At 64.5% G+C, this 17,476-nt stretch carries 11 protein-coding genes; 2 read left to right on the top strand and 9 right to left on the bottom strand.

The features are described 5' to 3' along the window. Nucleotides 1-73: 73 nt before the first annotated feature. The 4 genes from EN852_RS06975 to EN852_RS06990 are packed head-to-tail and all read right to left on the bottom strand — an operon-like array spanning nucleotide 74 to nucleotide 6,759. Entirely contained in the window at nucleotides 74-2,521 is a 2,448-nt protein-coding gene (locus EN852_RS06975) for an FAD-dependent oxidoreductase (protein ID WP_127874267.1), read from the bottom strand. After that, complete coding sequence (locus tag EN852_RS06980) at nucleotides 2,518-3,699, bottom strand: pyridoxal phosphate-dependent aminotransferase (RefSeq protein WP_127874266.1); 1,182 nt, start codon at nucleotides 3,697-3,699, stop codon at nucleotides 2,518-2,520. Before EN852_RS06980 ends, EN852_RS06975 begins: the two co-directional genes overlap by 4 nt. Further along, nucleotides 3,699-6,152: an FAD-dependent oxidoreductase gene (locus EN852_RS06985; RefSeq protein ID WP_127874265.1), complete on the bottom strand. Its 2,454-nt coding sequence runs from the start codon at nucleotides 6,150-6,152 to the stop codon at nucleotides 3,699-3,701. Before EN852_RS06985 ends, EN852_RS06980 begins: the two co-directional genes overlap by 1 nt. A gap of 19 nt (nucleotides 6,153-6,171) precedes the next feature. Next, complete coding sequence (locus tag EN852_RS06990) at nucleotides 6,172-6,759, bottom strand: XRE family transcriptional regulator (protein WP_246694201.1); 588 nt, start codon at nucleotides 6,757-6,759, stop codon at nucleotides 6,172-6,174. Between the two features lie 236 nt (nucleotides 6,760-6,995). On the opposite strand from EN852_RS06990, the gene EN852_RS06995 reads away from it, so the two are divergent. After that, nucleotides 6,996-7,700: a nitroreductase gene (locus EN852_RS06995; RefSeq protein ID WP_127863385.1), complete on the top strand. Its 705-nt coding sequence runs from the start codon at nucleotides 6,996-6,998 to the stop codon at nucleotides 7,698-7,700. 25 nt (nucleotides 7,701-7,725) lie between these two features. Here EN852_RS06995 and EN852_RS07000 read toward each other — a convergent pair whose 3' ends face one another. From EN852_RS07000 to EN852_RS07020, 5 genes are all read right to left on the bottom strand, one after another. Then, nucleotides 7,726-9,168 carry an MFS transporter gene (locus EN852_RS07000; RefSeq protein ID WP_127874264.1) on the bottom strand — a complete coding sequence of 481 codons (1,443 nt, stop codon included), beginning with the start codon at nucleotides 9,166-9,168 and terminating at the stop codon, nucleotides 7,726-7,728. Between the two features lie 204 nt (nucleotides 9,169-9,372). Next, nucleotides 9,373-9,960 (bottom strand): sarcosine oxidase subunit gamma, encoded by a 588-nt coding sequence (locus EN852_RS07005; RefSeq protein WP_127874420.1) that lies wholly within the window; start codon nucleotides 9,958-9,960, stop codon nucleotides 9,373-9,375. Between the two features lie 4 nt (nucleotides 9,961-9,964). Then, nucleotides 9,965-12,958 (bottom strand): sarcosine oxidase subunit alpha, encoded by a 2,994-nt coding sequence (locus EN852_RS07010; RefSeq protein ID WP_127874263.1) that lies wholly within the window; start codon nucleotides 12,956-12,958, stop codon nucleotides 9,965-9,967. Next, on the bottom strand, nucleotides 12,955-13,236 hold the full coding sequence (locus EN852_RS07015) for a sarcosine oxidase subunit delta (protein WP_127874262.1): 282 nt from the start codon (nucleotides 13,234-13,236) through the stop codon (nucleotides 12,955-12,957). Before EN852_RS07015 ends, EN852_RS07010 begins: the two co-directional genes overlap by 4 nt. A gap of 72 nt (nucleotides 13,237-13,308) precedes the next feature. Then, nucleotides 13,309-14,568: a sarcosine oxidase subunit beta gene (locus tag EN852_RS07020; protein ID WP_127874261.1), complete on the bottom strand. Its 1,260-nt coding sequence runs from the start codon at nucleotides 14,566-14,568 to the stop codon at nucleotides 13,309-13,311. A 193-nt stretch (nucleotides 14,569-14,761) separates the two neighbouring features. On the opposite strand from EN852_RS07020, the gene EN852_RS07025 reads away from it, so the two are divergent. Continuing rightward, complete coding sequence (locus EN852_RS07025; protein WP_127874260.1) at nucleotides 14,762-17,251, top strand: mechanosensitive ion channel family protein; 2,490 nt, start codon at nucleotides 14,762-14,764, stop codon at nucleotides 17,249-17,251. Nucleotides 17,252-17,476 lie beyond the last annotated feature (225 nt).

Raw genomic sequence — 17,476 nt, forward strand, 5'->3', positions numbered from 1 at the left:
TGCGAGAGGCTGGCGCTGCCCCTCATCCGCCCTTCGGGCACCTTCTCCCCGTGGAACGGGGAGAAGGAAGAGATCACATCCTGACCCGTTCCGCCTTCGGATCGTACATCGGCTTAAGCGAAGCCTCCGCCGCGAACCGCTCGCCGGCGATCTCGACCTCGTAGGATGAGCCCAGCACGTCCGCCTCGCTTTCGCCGTGGCAGGGCACATAGCCAAGCCCGATCGCGCCGCCGAGATGGTGGCCGTAATTGCCCGAGGTGATCGGGCCGACAATCCGGCCGTCGCGCAGGATCGCCTCGTTGTGGAAGAGCAGGGGCTGGGGGTCCTTCAGGCGGAACTGCACCAGCCTGCGTGACAGGCCGGCCTCCTTTTTCCTGAGCACGGCGTCGCGGCCGATGAAGCCTGCTTTGCTCGTCTTGACGGCAAAGCCGAGGCCGGCCTCCAGCACATTATCCTCGTCGGTGATGTCGTGGCCGAAATGGCGGAAAGCCTTTTCGATGCGGCAGGAATCCAGCGTATGCAGCCCGCAGAGCTTCAGGCCGACATCGGCGCCGGCATCGGTGATCGCCTCGAAGACGTGGGTCGCCTGCTCCGTCGAGACATAGAGCTCCCAGCCGAGCTCGCCGACGTAGGTGACGCGATGAGCCCGGGCCAGCCCCATGCCGATCTCGATCTCCTGGAACGTGCCGAACGGATTGGCCTCGTTGGAAAAATCGTTCGGGCTGACTTTCTGGATCAGTTTCCGAGCCTCCGGACCCATGACGCAGATCACGGCTTCGGCGGCGGTGACGTCGGTGATGACGACGAACTCATCCGCGACATGCTTGCGCAGCCAGGCAAGGTCGCGTTGCAGCGTGGCGCCGGGCACGACGAGGAAATAGGCCGTCTCCGAAAGCCGCGTCACGGTGAGGTCGCTCTCGATGCCGCCGCGCTGGTTGAGCATCTGGGTGTAGACGATCTTGCCGGGCGCGACGTCCACGTCGTTGGCGCAGAGCCTTTGCAGGAAGGCGCAGGCATCGCGGCCCTCGACGCGGATCTTGCCGAAGGAGGTCATGTCGAACAGGCCGACGCCGTTGCGCACGGCGAGATGCTCGTCGCGCTGGTTGTCGAACCAGTTCTGCCGCTTCCAGGAATAGCGGTATTCGCGCTCCTGGCCTTCGCGGGCGAACCAGTTGGCGCGCTCCCAGCCCGCCACCTCGCCGAACACCGCGCCGCGCGCCTTCAGGTGCTCGTGCAGGGGTGAGCGCCGCACGCCGCGCGAGGTCGCCATCTGGCGGTAGGGGAAATGGTCGGCATAGAGCAGGCCGAGCGTTTCGGAGACGCGCTCCTTGAGGTAGCGGCGGTTCTTCTGGAACGGCTGGGCGCGGCGGATGTCGACTTCCCAGAGGTCGAAGGGCGCCTCGCCGTCATTGATCCATTGCGCCAGCGCCATGCCGGCGCCGCCGGAGGAGACAATGCCGATCGAATTGTAGCCGGTCGCCATCCAGTAGCCGGCGAGCTCCGGCGCCTCGCCGAGATAGTAGCGGTCGTCGGGAGTAAAGCTTTCGGGGCCGTTGAAGAAGGTATGGATGCCGGCGGTGCCCAGCATCGGCATGCGGTTGACGCCCATTTCGAGGATCGGCTCGAAATGGTCCATGTCCTCGGGCAACTGGTCGAAGCAGAAATCCTCGCGGATGCCGTCCATGCCCCAGGGTTTCGCGACCGGCTCGAAGGCGCCGAGCATCATCTTGCCCGCGTCCTCCTTGTAGTAGGCGCATTCGTCCGGGACGCGCAGCACCGGCAGGCGAGAGAGGCTGGGGATCGGCTCGGTGACGAGATAGAAATGCTCGCAGGCATGCAGCGGAATGGTGACGCCGTTCTGCCGGCCAAGCTCGCGCGCCCACATGCCGGCGCAGTTGACGACGATGTCGGTCTCGATCGTGCCCTGATCCTCGCCCTGCGCCCATGACACGCCGGAGACGCGGCCGTTCTTCGTATGAACCTTGGTGACCTTGACGTTCTCGATGATTGTCGCGCCGCGCTGGCGCGCGCCCTTGGCCAGTGCCATGGCGATGTTGGCCGGATCGCACTGGCCGTCGAGCGGCAGGTGCACCGCGCCGACCACATCCGCGACATTGAGATGCGGGTACATCTCCTTGACCTCGCGCGGCGAAATCTCACGCACGTCGACATCGAAGGCGCGGGCCAGCGAGGCCTGCCGGTAGATCTCGTGCTTGCGCTCCTCGGTCAGCGCCACGGTGATCGAGCCAACCTGGCGCATGCCGGTGCCGACATCGGTTTCGGCTTCGAGTTTGACGTAGAGGTCGGCGGAATACTTCGCCAGCCGCGTCATGTTCTGCGAGGCGCGCAACTGGCCGATCAGGCCGGCCGCGTGCCAGGTTGTGCCTGAGGTGAGCTGCTTGCGCTCCAAGAGCACGATGTCGGTCCAGCCGAGCTTGGCCAGGTGATAGGCGACCGAGCAGCCGGAGACGCCGCCGCCGATGATCACGGCGCGGGCTTTGCTGGGGATGGTCTTGGTCATGCGGCCTCGCGGCGGTAGTTGGAGGCGAAGCGGCGCAAGCGAAGCGCTGCTTCCTTGAGGATGGGCTCGGGCTGGCAGAGGCTGATGCGGATGTGGCCGGCGGCGGCTTCGCCGAAGCTCGATCCGGGCATCACGCCGACCTTCTCCTTGTCGAGCAGGCCCCAGGCGAATTTCTCGTCGTCGGGCTCGATGGACGAGATGTCGAGCATGACATACATGCCGCCTTCCGAGCCGTGCACGGTGACGTCGTTCATGCCGCGCACGGCCTCCAGCATCAGGGCGCGGCGCGCCGCGTAGCGCTCGGCGATCTCTTTCACGCCATAGTGGTTCTCGAGCGCTTCGGCGCAGGCGATCGAGATGAAGGCCGGCAGGCCGTAGGTCGTCACCAGATTGAGGTCGGTGAGCAGCCGGATCATCTCTGTCGGGCCGGTCAGCCAGCCCATGCGCCATCCGGTCATGCCATGGCTTTTCGACATGGAATTGACGACCAGCGTGCGCTCGGCCATGCCGGGCAGCGAGCGCGGCGAGATATGCTCGCCGCCGCCGAGCGTCCAGTAGACCTCGTCGGACAGCAGCCAGAGATCGTGCTCCTTGCAGATTTTGGCCAATTCCTCCAGCCGCTCGCGTGAATAGACGGCACCGGTCGGGTTGTTCGGCGTGTTGATCAGAATGGCACGGGTGTTGGGCTTCAGCGCTGCGCGGATCATGTCGGCGCGGGGCTGGAAACCGTCTTCCGCAGGCGTTTCGACCACGGTGAAAGTCGCGCCGGCGGCGCTGAAGGTGTTGGGATAGGTGGCGTAATAGGGCGCCACGACAATGGCGTGGTCGCCGGGATCGAGCACGGTCTGCACGGCGGCATAAAGCGCGGCCTGGCCGCCTTGCGTTGCGATGATCTCGTCGGGCTCCGTCTCGATGCCGGTGCATGCGGTGGACGCCGCCGCCATGGCCTTGCGCAGGCGCGGCAGGCCGGGCAGCGGCGTGTAATGATGGTTGCTGCCGCGCACGGCGTTGACGCAGGCTTCGATCGTTTCCGACGGCGTGTCGAAGTCATGGTCGCCGACCGACAGCATGATGATGTCCTCGCCGGCTTGCTGACGGGCCCAGGCGGCCGAATGGACCTCCCAGCCGTCCTTTCCGGAAGGAACGATAGCGGTAATGCGCTTCGATGGTCTTGGCATCAGGCTCTCAGCCTCTCATTCTTCGGATCCCAGAGCGGCTCGTCCTTCTGCACGACGGCCTTGAAGCGATCGCCAAAAATCTCGACCTCGACCGCCGTGCCCGGCTCCGTGAGATCGGCTCGCAGCATGCCTAGCGCGATCGACTTGCCGACACGGTGACCCCAGCCGCCGGATGTCGTCTCGCCGACGATCCTGCCGTCATGCCAGAGCGTCGACATATAGGGCGCGTCGCAGTCGCCGGGGTTCTCGACGACCAGCGTGACGAAGCGCTTCTTCACGCCTTGCTGCTTCTCATTGAGCAAGGCCGCCTTGCCGCGGAACTCGGGCTTATCCCATTTGACAAAGCGCTCGAGTCCGCCCTGCAGGATCGAATAGTCGGTCGACAGATCGCCCTTCCAGGCGCGGTAGCCTTTTTCGAGCCGCAGCGAATCCAGCGAATACATGCCGAAGGGTTTCAGGCCGTGCTTCTGGCCGGCGGCCCAGACGGCGTCGAAAACGGCCGTCGTGTCGGCAACCTTGGTGTGGATTTCCCAGCCGAGCTCGCCGGCGAAGGAGACGCGCACCAGCTTTGCCCAGCGTCCTGCGATGGTCGTTTCCTGATGCGTCAGCCAGGGCAGGGTCAAGTCGGCGTCGCAGACCTCCGCCAGGATTTTTCGCGAGTTCGGGCCGGCGAGGATTTGCGTCGAGTATTCCTCGGTCCGGTCGGTCAGCGTGAAGGCAGCGTCTGCGGGCATGCGCGACTTCAGCCATTCAAAGTCATGCCATTGCGCCACAGCGGCGGTGATCAGTGTCATCTGGTCCTCGCCGTGACGCACGACCGACATTTCGGTGACGATGCGGCCCTTGTCATCGGAGAAATAGACGAGGCCGATGCGGCCAGGCTTCGGCACAAGGCCGGTGACCTGCAGCGACAGCCAGTCGGCGGCGCCCGGACCTTCGAGGTTGAAGCGTGAGAAGCCGGGTAGATCAAGGATGCCGGCGGCATCGCGCACGGCGAGGCATTCCTCCCGCACGGCCCGGTGCCACGGCCCTTCGCGTCGGAAAGTGAGCGTCGCTTCTTCGGAGGTATCGTCGCCCGGCCTCGCATACCAGGTGGCGCGTTCCCAGCCATTATAGGCGTCGAACTGGCCGCCCAGCGCCTTGATGCGCTCATGCAGCGGCGACAGCTTGCGATTGCGCCCCTCCGGCCAGGCATGGCGCGGGAACTGGATGGCGTATTCGTTGCCGTAGATCTCCATGCCCTTGGCGACGCAATAGTCAGGCGCCGAGGCGAAGCTGGTGAAACGGCGCGGATCGCAGGACCACATGTCCCATTCGGTCTGGCCCTCGGTGACCCATTCGGCCAGCACCTTGCCGGCGCCGCCCCCTTGCGCGATGCCGAAGGTGAAGACGCAGGCCTCGAACGCGTTGGGCACCCCGGGCATCGGCCCGATCAGCGGGTTGCCGTCCGGCGCGTAAGGGATCGGCCCGTTGATCACCTTGGAGAGGCCGGCGGTGCCGAGGATCGGCACGCGGGCGACAGCGTCGGCGAGATAGTGCTCGAGACGGTCAAGATCGTCGGGGAAAAGCTGGAAGGAGAAATCCTCCGGCATCGGATCGTTGTGGGTCGCCCAATGCGCGCGGCAATTGCGCTCATAGGGGCCGAGATTCATGCCGCTCTTTTCCTGGCGCAGGTAGTAGGACGTATCGACGTCGCGCAGCAGCGGCAGCTTGTGACCCTGCTCCTTCGTCCAGGCCGCAAGCTCGGGAATCTCCTCGAACAATATGTACTGATGGCTCATCACCATCATCGGCACGGCGCGGCCGAACATTTTTCCAACCTCGGCGGCGCGGTAGCCGGCGGCGTTGATCACGATCTCGCAGCGGATATCTCCCTGCGGTGTTTCGACCACCCATTCGCCGTTCTCGCGGCGTACGCCGCTGACCGGGCAGAAGCGGATGATCTTTGCGCCCATGTCGCGCGCGCCCTTGGCTAAAGCCTGTGTCAGCTGCGCCGGGTCGATGTCGCCGTCGCTCGGATCGTAGAGCGCGCCCTTCAATTCATGCGTCTCGATGAAAGGGTAGCGGCGCTTGATCTCGTCGAGGCCGACGACGTCGATATCCATGCCCTGGTAGCGGCCCATGCCCTTGGCGCGCTGGAATTCCTGCATGCGCTCCTTCGTATGGGCGAGCCGCAGCGAGCCGGTGACATGGTAGTTCATCGGATAGTCGACCGCTTCGGCCAGACCCCGGTAAAGCTCGGTGGAATAGCGCTGCATGTTCATCAGCGACCAGGACGACGAGAAGGTCGGCACATTGCCGGCGGCATGCCAGGTCGAGCCGGAGGTCAGCTCGTTTTTTTCCAGAAGCACGCAGTCGGTCCAGCCCGCCTTGCAGAGATGATAGAGCGATGAGCAGCCGACGACACCGCCTCCGATGATCACTACGCGTGCCGTGGTCGGTAAACCGGCCATATTTGTCCTCCAAAATAAATCAATATACCGGCGGTGAGACCACCCAGATGACGACCGCCGGCTCGGTGCCCGGATTGCGCCAGCGATAAGGCTTGCCCTCGAAACGAAACGAGTCGCCTTCACCAAGCCGATGCCAGACGCCCGCTATCTCGATGTCGAACAGTCCGGAGACGATGTATCCGGCCTCCTCGGTCGGCCGAAGTGCCGCGGCCTTCATCTCGGCGCCGGCCGCGAATACCGAGCGAACCACCTCGAAACTACCGCCGAGATCGGGCGACAGAAGCTCTTCCACCAGACCCGATTCGCTTGTGCCAAGCACGCGGCGGCGGCCGGCGCGCACGATCACGCCACGCTCTTCCTCGGCCGGCACGTCATGACTGAAGAAAAGGCTGATCGGTACATTGAAGAGGTCGGCGAAGGCCCGCAAGTCGCCGACCGAAGGCACCGAGAGGCCGCGCTCGACCTGGCTGACCCAGCCGACCGAACGGCCCAACTTGAGCGCAATTTCACTGAGCGTGAGGCCGCGTGCCTTGCGCAGCGCGCGGATGTCGCCGGCCAGCAGCCGGTCGCCATTGTCCTGCTCCGATCGGGCCGTGGTCGAGCTCAAAGGCTTCTCGTGAAAAAATCCGGATAAATTTCATGAGAGGGCAAAACCATGAAAAAATCAAGGAGATTTTCATAGGCCACAAGATTTGCTTGCGCGTTTTCGGCGGTTGATGCAAAGGCTCGCGCACGAGCGGCGAGTGGGGTGCCCGGTCGGAGACCAGTTTTAGTTTATAGTCTGCGGATGGTCGTCAAGGAAACCGGGTTGCGGGTTTCTGGCCATGCCGAAAGGGACGACCCATGCTTGAGAAGAACATCCGGATCGCGTCGGATGCGGAGATCGTCGATGAGGCGATCACCTCGCGCCGGTCGGTGCGCGCTTTCCTGCCCGATATGGTCGATGACGATACGATCCGGGCGATCCTGGCGGTCGCCGCGCGCGCGCCGTCCGGCACCAACATGCAGCCCTGGCGCGTCTATGTGACCAAGGGCGAGGTCAAGCAGCGCATCAGCGACGCGATCCTCAACTCCGGCATCCGCGCCGAAAAGGCGGAATGGGACGAGTACCGCTATTATCCCGACCAGTTCTTCGAGCCATATCTGACGCGCCGGCGCGCCAATGGCTTCGGCCTTTACGGCGCGCTGGGCATCGGCCGGCGCGAGGTCGACAAGATGCGCGCGCAGCATGACCGCAATTTCATCTTCTTCGATGCGCCGGTCGGCATGATCTTCACGATCGACCGGAGACTGAACCAGGGCTCGTGGATCGACTACGGCATGTTCCTGCAGAACATCATGGTCGCTGCACGGGGCAGGGGGCTGCACACCTGCCCGCAGGCGGCCTTCGCGCCCTACCATCGGCAGATCCGGCCGGTGCTCAACATTCCCGACGAAGAGATCGTCGTCTGCGGCATGGCGCTCGGCTACGAGGACACGTCCAAGCCCGAAAATGAGTTCCGCACTGACCGCGCGCCGCTCGAGGACTGGGTGACTTTCTCGGAGTAACCCGCTCGCCGAATATCTCGGCCAGCTAATCGGTGCTCATATGCGCGCCGTGGCCGCTGACATGCGCGCCGTCGCGCGGCGTCAGCCGCAGGTAAGCCGACAGCGCGCAAAGCGTGATCAGCCCTTCGACGACGAACAGGATGCGATAGTCGTCGACGCTGGCCTTGCCGCCGCCGGCAAGCAGCGACAGTAGCGCCGCCGCGAGGCCGACGCTGATCGCCACCGCAAGCTGCCACAGGATGTAATAGAGCGCGCTGAAGCGAGCGAGCTGCTCCGGCGCGATGTCCGAATAGGAAAGATTGCCGGTCGAGGCCCATTGCACCGAGCGGAAGACGCCGAAAGTGAAGATGTAGGCCAGAACGATCCAGGCCGGTGTGCTCGCCTGCATCAGGGCAAAGCCGGCGACCAGAGAAGCCACGATCGGCGTGTTGGTGACCAGCACGCGCCTGAAACCGAAGCGGTTCAAAAGCCGCGGCATGAAGAAGCGCATGATCAAGGACCCGATCGCGGCGACGAAGGTCAGCGATCCGGCCTGCACGGCGCTCATGCCGAAGCCGAGCTGGAACATCAGCGGCAGCAGGAAGACCACGGAGCTGAGGCCGATCGTGTCGAGGCTGCCGCCGGTGAGGAAGGAGATGCGAAAGGTGCGGATGCGCAACAGGTTGAGGTCGAGCAGCGGGTTGCGGGCGCGCAGGCAGTAGAAAGCGGCAACCGCCAGGATGACGATCGCCAGGCCAAGCTCGATGCCGATCAGGCTGCCCGCGGCATCCTTGGCCGCAAGCGAATCCATGCCGAAGACCAGCAGCCCCATGCCGCTGCCGACGAGCAGGAAGCCCGGAAAATCGAACGGCGTGCGCACCGGCTTGGTGGTCGTCGGAAACAGCGAGGCGGCGAGCAGCGCCGCGGTCAGCGCGATCGGGATGTTGATATAGAAGATCCAGCGCCACGAGACGTAAGTGGTCAGCGCGCCGCCGACGAGCGGCCCGACCAGCGGCCCGGACTGGCCGGCCAGCGAGATATACATGTTGATCTTGAGCGTGCGGTCGCGCGGGAAGCTCGACAGGATCACGACCTGGCCGAGCGTGCCCATCAGCGCGCCGCCGCAGCCCTGCAAGGCGCGCGAGCCGACCAGCATCCAGATGTTTTCCGAAAGGCCGCACAAGGCCGAGGCGCTGGCGAAGACGAGCAGGGCGAAGCAATAGACGTTGCGCAGTCCGAAGCGGTCGGCCAGCCAGCCGCCGAGCGGCATGGTGACGATGAGGCTGGCGACATAAACGGTGATCAGCAGCCCAAGCTGGCTTGGCGGACGATCGAGGCTCTCGCCGATGCCGGGCAGCGCGGTGACCACGACGTTCTGGTCCAGGCTGGTCATGAACACGCCGCAAGCGACGGTTGCCGGCAACAGCATCGACGGACCCTCCGCCGGAGCAAAGCGGGTCGTGGCCGTCGCCGAAGTCTCAACAGTCATGGAAGGGTATGGTCGAATTGGTTGCCTGAGCGGACGTTTGCCTGGCAAACGCCCGTGATTCCTTACCTATCGCGCCTGCTGGCCCAAGCCTCAAGCAGCAGTTGTAGCCGTCCATAGTGCCAGATAGCGGCTGGACCAAAGGTGCGTTGATTTTCAGGTGAGCCGGCCTTGGCCTGACCTGAATCTCAACACACCTTAAGTGCTCTACTGCACCTCGTAACCGACTTCCTCGCTGGCGTGGCATAAGGCCTTCCAGAAGGAGCGCGCGAAGGAGCGGAAGACGTAGATGTCAAACTGGTCGGCGCCGCTGCGCTGGATCTGGGCGAAGATGTCGTGATGATTGGTCGAGCGGCCGGCGCCGAGAGAGAAGGCCGGCAAGGCGAAGTCGATGGCGAAGAACTTCGCCATCACCCATTCGGCCTTCGGGCCGGCGATGCGGATCGCGGCACGGCCATGCGACAGGTCGGTGAGCGTGCCGATGGCCGGCGTGATCGACCCGACAAAGGCTTGAGCCAGGCCCTCAGCCTCATCCACCACAGTGAACTTTCCCGGCGCGAAACCGAAGACGGCGCGGGCGCCGCTGTTCACGCCGCCGCCGGCGCCGTCGGGCAGCGCGAGACCGGTGACCTTGCGGATAACCTCGATCAGCCGCTTCTCTTCGCCCGGCCAGGCGGCAAGCTGCAGGATCGAGCCTGGCCGCGTCTCGGACAGGATGACATCGACGCCATGTTCGAAATTGCCATGCGAGCCAGGATGATACTCCGGCTCGAGCGGCGATTGGCGTTCGGGCAAATGCTCAGCCATGCATGCGGCTCCCGTCCGGGTCGTAGAAATGATTGGAGACGATCTCGACCGGCCCGAATCGGTTGCGCAGCGGATCCGAGACGAAGGCGCGGGTTCCGTGACGCGCCTTGCCGCCCTTGAGCAAGGCCAAGGCGATGTATTTGCCCAGCGCCGGCGAATAGCAGCAGGCGGTGATGTGGCCGAGCGAATCGTGCGGGTTGGCCTCGTCCAGTTCCTCGACGATATGTCCGCCGCCGTTGAGCGGCCGGTTGTCGAGCGCGACCACACCGACGAGTTGCAACCGGTCGGACGCGATCAGGCCTTCGCGGTCCATCATGGCCGAGCCGATGAAGGGCTTCTTCTTCGACAGCATCCAGTCGAGATGCAGATCGCGCGCCGTGGTGCGGCCGTCGATCTCGGCGCCGGTGACATGGCCCTTCTCGATGCGCATCGTGCCCAGCGCCTCGAGCCCGTAGGTGACCAAGCCGAAAGCTTTGCCGGCCTCGATCAAGGCTTCCCAGACGCGGGTGCCGTAGCCGGCGCCGGAATAGACCTCGAACGCCATCTCGCCGGAGAAGGAGAGGCGGCAGATCATCACCGGCACGCCGGCGATCCGGCCGTGGACGATGCCCATGAAGGGCAAGGTGGCGTTGTCGACGGCGGTGCCGGTGACGCAAGCGGCAAGAATGGCCCGCGCGTTCGGGCCACCGATCGCAGCACCCGCCCATTCGTCGGTGACCGAGGTGACGGTGACCTTCAGCTCCGGCCAGATAACGTCGAGGAAATACTCCAGATGCTGCATCACCTTGCCGGCATTGGCGGTGGTGGTGGTCATCAGGAATTCCTGCTCGCCGAGCCGCCAGGTCGTGCCGTCGTCGAAGGCAAGCCCGTCCTCGCGCAGCATCAGGCCGTAACGGGCCTTGCCGACCGCAAGCGTGGAGAACATGTTGGTGTAGACGCGGTCGAGGAACTCGGTCGCGTCCGGTCCCTGCACCGCGATCTTGCCCAGCGTCGAGACGTCGACGATGCCGGCTCTCTCGCGCGTTGCCCTGGCTTCGCGGACATAGGCCTGCTCGACCGTCTCGCCGGGGAGGCCGTAGATCATCGGCCGGTACCAGAGGCCTGCCGAATACATCCTTGCGCCATTCGCGATGTGCCAGTCATGCATCGGGGTCAGCCGCTCGGGCTTGAGATCGCCGAAGCGCTCGGCCGCCAGCGAGCCGATCGACACTGCCGTGTAGGGCGGGCGGAAGCGCGTCGTGCCGACTTCGGGAATTGGCTTGCCGAGCGCCTCGGCCATGATGGCGAGGCCCGGCACGTTGGAGTTCTTGCCCTGGTCGGTCGCCATGCCGAGCGTGGTGTAACGCTTCAGATGCTCGACCGAGACGAAGCCTTCGCGATGCGCAAGCCGCACATCCTCGGCGGTCACGTCGTGCTGGAAGTCGACGAAGCTCTTGCCCTTAGCCTTGATCTCGAAGACCGGCGCGGGATTGGGATCGCCCGGAGCCGCCTCGACGACGGGCAGAGGAGCGGACGAAACCGCACCGCCAGCCGCCTGCAGACCGGCAGCGCGGCCTTCGGCGATCGCCTCGGCAGTCGAGAAACTGCCGGTGAAGGCGCCGGCTCCAATCCAGCGTTGCGTCGGCTTCGGCGGCAGGAAGGCTTGTCTCGCCGGGTCCCATTCGGCCTTCGCGCCGGCCTGGCTGGCCAGATGGATGGTTGGCGACCAGCCGCCCGACATCAGGAGGCTGTCGGCATGGATGCTGCGCTCGTCGCCGGTTAGCGCCCCGCTCATGGCGTCGAAACGCTGCACCTTGAGGCCGCTGAGCGCCTTACCGCCTTCGGTCGCGATCACGGCGTGACCGGCAAGCAGCTCGGCCTCCGCGTCGCTTGCCAGCCGGCGCATCTCGTTCGAGACATCGCCGCGGACGTCGATGATGGCGACCACCGCGGCGCCGGCCTTCTTCAAGGCGACGGCCGAGCGGTAGGCGCTGTCGTTGTTGGTGAAGAGCGCGATGCGCTGTCCAGGCAGCACACCATACTCATTGGCGTAGCGTTCCGCCGCATGGGCCAGCATGACGCCGGGACGATCGTTGCCGGGGAATACCAGCGGCCGCTCGAAGGAGCCGGTGGCGAGAACCACCGTGCCTGCGCGGATCGCCCAATAGCGCTGGCGCGGCTCGCCCGTGGCGGCCACTTCCTTATGGTCGGTCACCCGTTCCAGGGCGGCCAGCGTGTTGCCGTCGTAATAGCCCCACACGGTCGTGCGCGGCAAAAGCCGCACATTGTCATTGCCTTCGAGCTGTCCCACCATGCGCTGGGCCCAGTCGGCGGCGGGCATGCCGTCGATGGTTTCGCCAGACCAGTTAGCCGAGCCGCCAAAATTGGCTTCGAGATCGGCGAGGATGACGCGGGCGCCCTGGTCGGCGGCCGCCTTCGCCGCCATCAGGCCGGCCGGGCCGGAGCCGACCACCAGCACGTCGCAAAACGCGTTCATGCGCTCGTAGCGGGCCGGGTCTGGGGCGGTGCCGGCCTTGCCCAGGCCGGCGGCGCGACGGATGAAATGCTCGCAGAACATCCAGAAGCGCGTGCCCTTCAGCGGACCGATCACCGGACCCATGAAGGTCTTGTAGTAGAAGCCGGCGGACAGGATCTTGCCGCCGAGCTGGTTCACCGCGCCGATGTCCCAGGCGAGCGAAGGCGTGCGGTTCTGGCTGACGGCAACCAGCCCGTCATAGATCTCGACCATGGTGGCTGCGATGTTGGGTTCGCGCACGTCGCCGCGCAGCACCGTCACCAGCGCGTTCGGCTCCTCGACGCCGGCTGCCAGCAGGCCGCGCGGGCGGTGATATTTGAACGAACGGCCGAACAGCGTCACGCCGTTGGCGAGCAGCGCCGAAGCCAGCGTGTCGCCGGCATGGCCGGTGTAAGGCGCGCCGTCGAAGGTGAAGCGGATGGTGCGCAGCCGGTCGATGCGGCCGCCGGTCTCCGTGCGGCGCGGACTCACGAGCGGCCCTCCGCCTTGTGATGACCGCCACGAGCGAAGGCTGTGCTTCGAATTTCGTGGGTGAGCGTGTTGCGCACGACCCTCAGATGAGCGCGGCAACCACCGGAATGCTGCCAGATCTCATTGTGATCACCGGCCGGGTTCAGCCGGTCGTAGACATAGGCGTTCCAGGCGTCGAGATTCTGCGAGGCCGGCTGCGGCCGCTCGCGGTTGCCGTCGCCCTGGTAGGTGAATTCGATGACGTCGCGCGGGCCGCAATAGGGACAGGTGATCAGCATCTTTTATGTATCTTTTCGTTCAACCATGATCTTTCCAAAAACCGGCTTCCACTTTTTGGGATCATGGTTCCCCTAGTGCAGCCTCGGCGTCGCGCCCTGGCCTTTGTCGTCGATGATCAGGCCGCGGTAGAAACGGTCGAGCGTGAAGGGCGCGTTGAACTCGTGCGGCTCGTCCTTCGCGATGGTGTAGGCAAAGCACCAGCCCGAGGCGGGCGTTGCCTTGAAGCCGCCGTAGCACCAGCCGCAATTGAGATACATGCCGGGCAGCGGACCGGTGGTGATGATCGGCGAGCCGTCCATCGTCATGTCGCACAGCCCACCCCAGGAGCGCAGCATGCGCACCCGCGCCAGGCCCGGGAACAGCGCCAGCATCTCGCTCATCACCTCATCGACGATCGGCAGGCTGCCGCGCTGGGCGTAGCTGTTGTAGCCGTCGAGATCGCCGCCATAGACGAGGCCGCCCTTGTCTGATTGCGAAATGTAGAAATGGCCCATGCCGAAGGTGAGAACGGTATCGATGACCGGCTTCAGCGATTCCGAGACGAAAGCCTGCAGCACATGGCTTTCGATCGGCATGTGCGAAATGCCGGCAAGTTGCATGACGTGGCCGGTGCTGCCGGCAACAGCAAGCGCGACCTTCTTGGCGCGGATTTCGCCGCGCGTCGTCGAAACGCCGGTGATGCGGTCGCCGTCGCGCAGGAAGCCGGTGACCTCGCAATTCTCGATGATGTCGACGCCGCGCCGGTCTGCGCCGCGCGCATAGCCCCAGGCGACCGCGTCGTGCCGGGCCGTGCCGGCCCGCGGCTGCATCAGCCCGCCAAGCACCGGGAAGCGCGCGGAACCCGAGACGTCCAGCGCCGGCACGAGCCGCTTGATCTGGTCGACGCTCATCAATTCGGCGTCGACGCCGAGATGGCGCATGGCGTTGCCGCGCCTCGCATAATCGTCGAGCTGGGCAGGCGTATGCGCAAGATTCAGGCAGCCGCGCTGCGAGAACATGACATTGTAGTTGAGGTCGTGCGAGAGGTTTTCCCACAGCTTCATCGAATGTTCGTAGAAGCGGGTGTTCTGCGGCAAGAGATAGTTGGAGCGCACGGCGGTGGTGTTGCGGCCGACATTGCCGGAGCCAAGCCAGCCTTTTTCCAGCACCGCGACATTGGTGATGCCGTGTTCCTTGGCAAGGTAATAGGCGGTCGAAAGGCCGTGGCCGCCACCCCCGATGACGATCACATCATAGGAAGCCTTGGGGTCAGGCTTGCGCCAGGCGGGCTTCCAATCCTTGTTGCCGGCCAGCGCATTCTTGAGCAGCGAAAAGGCTGAATATTCCGCCATTCTTCCTATCGTCCTTATGATGCGAGGCGGCAGACTATAGAGCAGGCGGGAAGCGCAAAGCCAAGATTACGCCATCGCTTTTCGACAGGCCGACTCCGCCCGACACGACCGGGACGGCTTGCCGCCCGATAGGCCGGTCTTTATCAAGGGCGGAAATTTCGAGGATTTTTCGGCCGCGAGTCGCCACAACGCCATGTTTTTCCGACTGCTACGCCTGATCTTGGTCGTCATCGTCGCTGTCTTCGGTCAGCCGGCGTTCGAGGCGTCGGCGCAGGCGATCGGTCACGGCTCGTCGCAGCTCATTGCCGACCAGACCAAGGTCATCCAGGACCTGACGACCAAGACCGACGGCCTGGAGAAAAAACTCAGCGACCCCGACCAGGACGATGCAGGGCTGGTCGACATTCGGTTGCAGCTGGAAGATATTTCGCGGGCGGCGCTGACGAGCGCGCTGGCGTTCCGGCAACGCCTCAACGACATCAACGCTCGCGTCCAAGTGCTTGGACCGCCGCCGGCGCAGGGGCAGCCACCCGAGCCGGCGATCGTCAGCAACGAGCGCGGCGCGCTTGCCTCGGAGAAGGCCGAGATCAACGCCGTCGTCGCGAGCGCGCAAAACCTGTCGATCCGCGTCAACGGGCTGCTCGACAAGATCGCGGTGATGCGCAGCGAGCTTTTCCGCAACGTCATCACCAAGCACTACGACCTGACCGACGCGCTGAGCCCGCAGGCTTTTTCCGACGCGCATGACCAGTTCACGGGTCTCTATAAGGCGGTGTCGTCCTGGCTGAGCTTCGCGCTCAAGTTCAAGTTCCAGGCAATCCTTGCCGCGACGTTCATGGCGCTGGCGTTGGCGGCGGTGCTTTTCATCGGCGGCAGGCGCCTGTTCGGCCGCATCTTCGAGCCCGATCCAACCGTTGAAGAGCCATCCTATCTCAGCCGGCTTTCCGTCGCCTTCTGGTCGACATTGCTGCCGACCGCGGCGCTTGGCGCCTTTTTCGCTTCGGCCGTGTTCTTCTTCAACTACTACACCGTGTTGCGTGGCGATATCGGCACGTTCCTCAACGCCTTGCTGGCCGTGATCGGCACGGTGTTCTGCGTCAACCGGCTGACCAATGCGGCGCTCGAGCCACGCCTGCCCAACTGGCGGCTGATCCCGATTGCGACCGGTCCGGCGCGCTGGCTCGTTGGTCTGGCAACGGCAATGGCCATCGTATTGGGCCTCAACTACTTCCTGTCGGTAGTCAACGAGAAGATGGGGTCGCCGCTTTCGCTGACGATCGCCAGGAGTTTCGTCGCCACCATCATCGTCGGCGTCATCCTGATCCTGATGGGGTTGCTGCGGCCGTTCAGGGCGGCCGACGGTTCATGGCGCCCGTGGCCGGCTTGGCTTCGCTTCATCGCCATCGGGCTCGGCCTGTTCACCATCGCCGCGGCGCTGCTCGGCTATATCGGCCTGGCGCTTTTCGTTTCGTTCCAGGTCGTGGTCACCGGCACCGCGCTGGTGACGGCCTATATCGGCTTCCTGTCGGCGCGCGCGATCGGCGAGGAAGGCGGCTTCGCCGACACGTCGGTCGGGCGCTGGCTTTCGGAAAAGTCCAGCTACGAGGATACCGCCCTCGACCAACTCGGCCTGGTGGTCAGCATCGCCATCAACCTGATGATCGTGCTGGTGTTCCTGCCGCTGATCCTTCTGATGTGGGGTTTTCAGCCGGGCGACATCGAGGCCTGGGCCTACAAGCTCGCGACCGGCATCACGATCGGCTCGGTGACGATCTCCTTCCTCGGTATCCTCAGCGGCATCGTCGTCTTCTTCATCGGCTATTTCCTGACGCGTTGGTTCCAGGGCTGGCTGGACGGCTCGGTGATGGCGCGCGGCAAGGTCGATGCCGGCGTGCGCAATTCGATCCGGCTCGGTGTCGGCTATGCCGGCGTGGCGATCGCCGGCCTCGTCGGCATCTCGGCCGCCGGCATCGATCTTTCCAACCTGGCGCTGGTTGCCGGCGCCCTTTCGCTGGGCATCGGCTTCGGCCTGCAGAATGTCGTCTCGAATTTCGTTTCGGGTCTCATCCTGCTTGCCGAGCGGCCTTTCAAGGTCGGCGACTGGATTGTCGCCGGCGATGTCAGCGGCACGGTGCGCAAGATCAGCGTGCGCGCCACCGAGATCGAGACCTTCCAGCGGCAGTCGGTGATCCTGCCCAATTCGAACCTCATCAACAACGCGGTCGGCAACTGGACGCATCGCAACAAGCTGGGGCGGGTCGAAATCAAGGTCGGCGTCGCCTATGGCAGCGACGTGAGGCGCGTCCATGCCATCCTGCTGGATATTGCCCGCGCCCATCCTATGGTGCTGAAGAATCCGGAGCCGTTCGTCCTCTTCGCCAATTTCGGGGCTGCCGCGCTCGAGTTCGAAATTCGCGTCTTCATTGCCGACATCATGAACAGCAGCGTCGTGCAGAACGATATTCGTTTCGCCATCTTCGATATCTTCGAGGACGAGCGGATCGAAATCCCGTCGACGCCGCGCGCCGTGGTCGAGACGAACAAGCACGAAGCCTGGCCGATCGACGACGACAAGATCGAAGCCGAATTCGCGGAGCGCGAGAGGCTGGAAGAGGAAGCCGCGGCAGAGCGGGAACGGCTCGCCAAGATGAAGCGGAGGGGCCGCAAGCCAGATCCGGGCTAAGGCGCATTGATATTCAGGTGAGGCCGGCCTGCAAATGACGGCTTCCTGCGCTTCCAGCTTTCGCCGGCCGAAGCCCTCATAAATGTTTCCGCCCCATGAAGGCTACAGTCGGCGTAGGCCGGTTCTCGGAGACCACCATTTTCGGCAAGGCCCGACCTTCTGTGGTGTCGCCTGCGCAGCCCAAACCGATTGTGGCATGAATGCGGCATTCAGTTGCGGTTCATG

The organism is Mesorhizobium sp. M2E.F.Ca.ET.209.01.1.1 (genome assembly GCF_004010375.2).
Taxonomy (GTDB): Bacteria; Pseudomonadota; Alphaproteobacteria; order Rhizobiales; family Rhizobiaceae; genus Mesorhizobium.

Excerpts from the sequence above, each read along its gene's own strand:
- EN852_RS06985 (WP_127874265.1), bottom strand. The coding sequence starts at position 6,152 with ATGGCCGGTTTACCGACCACGGCACGCGTAGTGATCATCGGAGGCGGT.
- EN852_RS07025 (WP_127874260.1), top strand. The coding sequence starts at position 14,762 with ATGTTTTTCCGACTGCTACGCCTGATCTTGGTCGTCATCGTCGCTGTC.
- EN852_RS06980 (WP_127874266.1), bottom strand. The coding sequence starts at position 3,699 with ATGCCAAGACCATCGAAGCGCATTACCGCTATCGTTCCTTCCGGAAAG.
- EN852_RS07000 (WP_127874264.1), bottom strand. The coding sequence starts at position 9,168 with ATGACTGTTGAGACTTCGGCGACGGCCACGACCCGCTTTGCTCCGGCG.
- EN852_RS07020 (WP_127874261.1), bottom strand. The coding sequence starts at position 14,568 with ATGGCGGAATATTCAGCCTTTTCGCTGCTCAAGAATGCGCTGGCCGGC.
- EN852_RS06975 (WP_127874267.1), bottom strand. The coding sequence starts at position 2,521 with ATGACCAAGACCATCCCCAGCAAAGCCCGCGCCGTGATCATCGGCGGC.
- EN852_RS06995 (WP_127863385.1), top strand. The coding sequence starts at position 6,996 with ATGCTTGAGAAGAACATCCGGATCGCGTCGGATGCGGAGATCGTCGAT.
- EN852_RS07015 (WP_127874262.1), bottom strand. The coding sequence starts at position 13,236 with ATGCTGATCACCTGTCCCTATTGCGGCCCGCGCGACGTCATCGAATTC.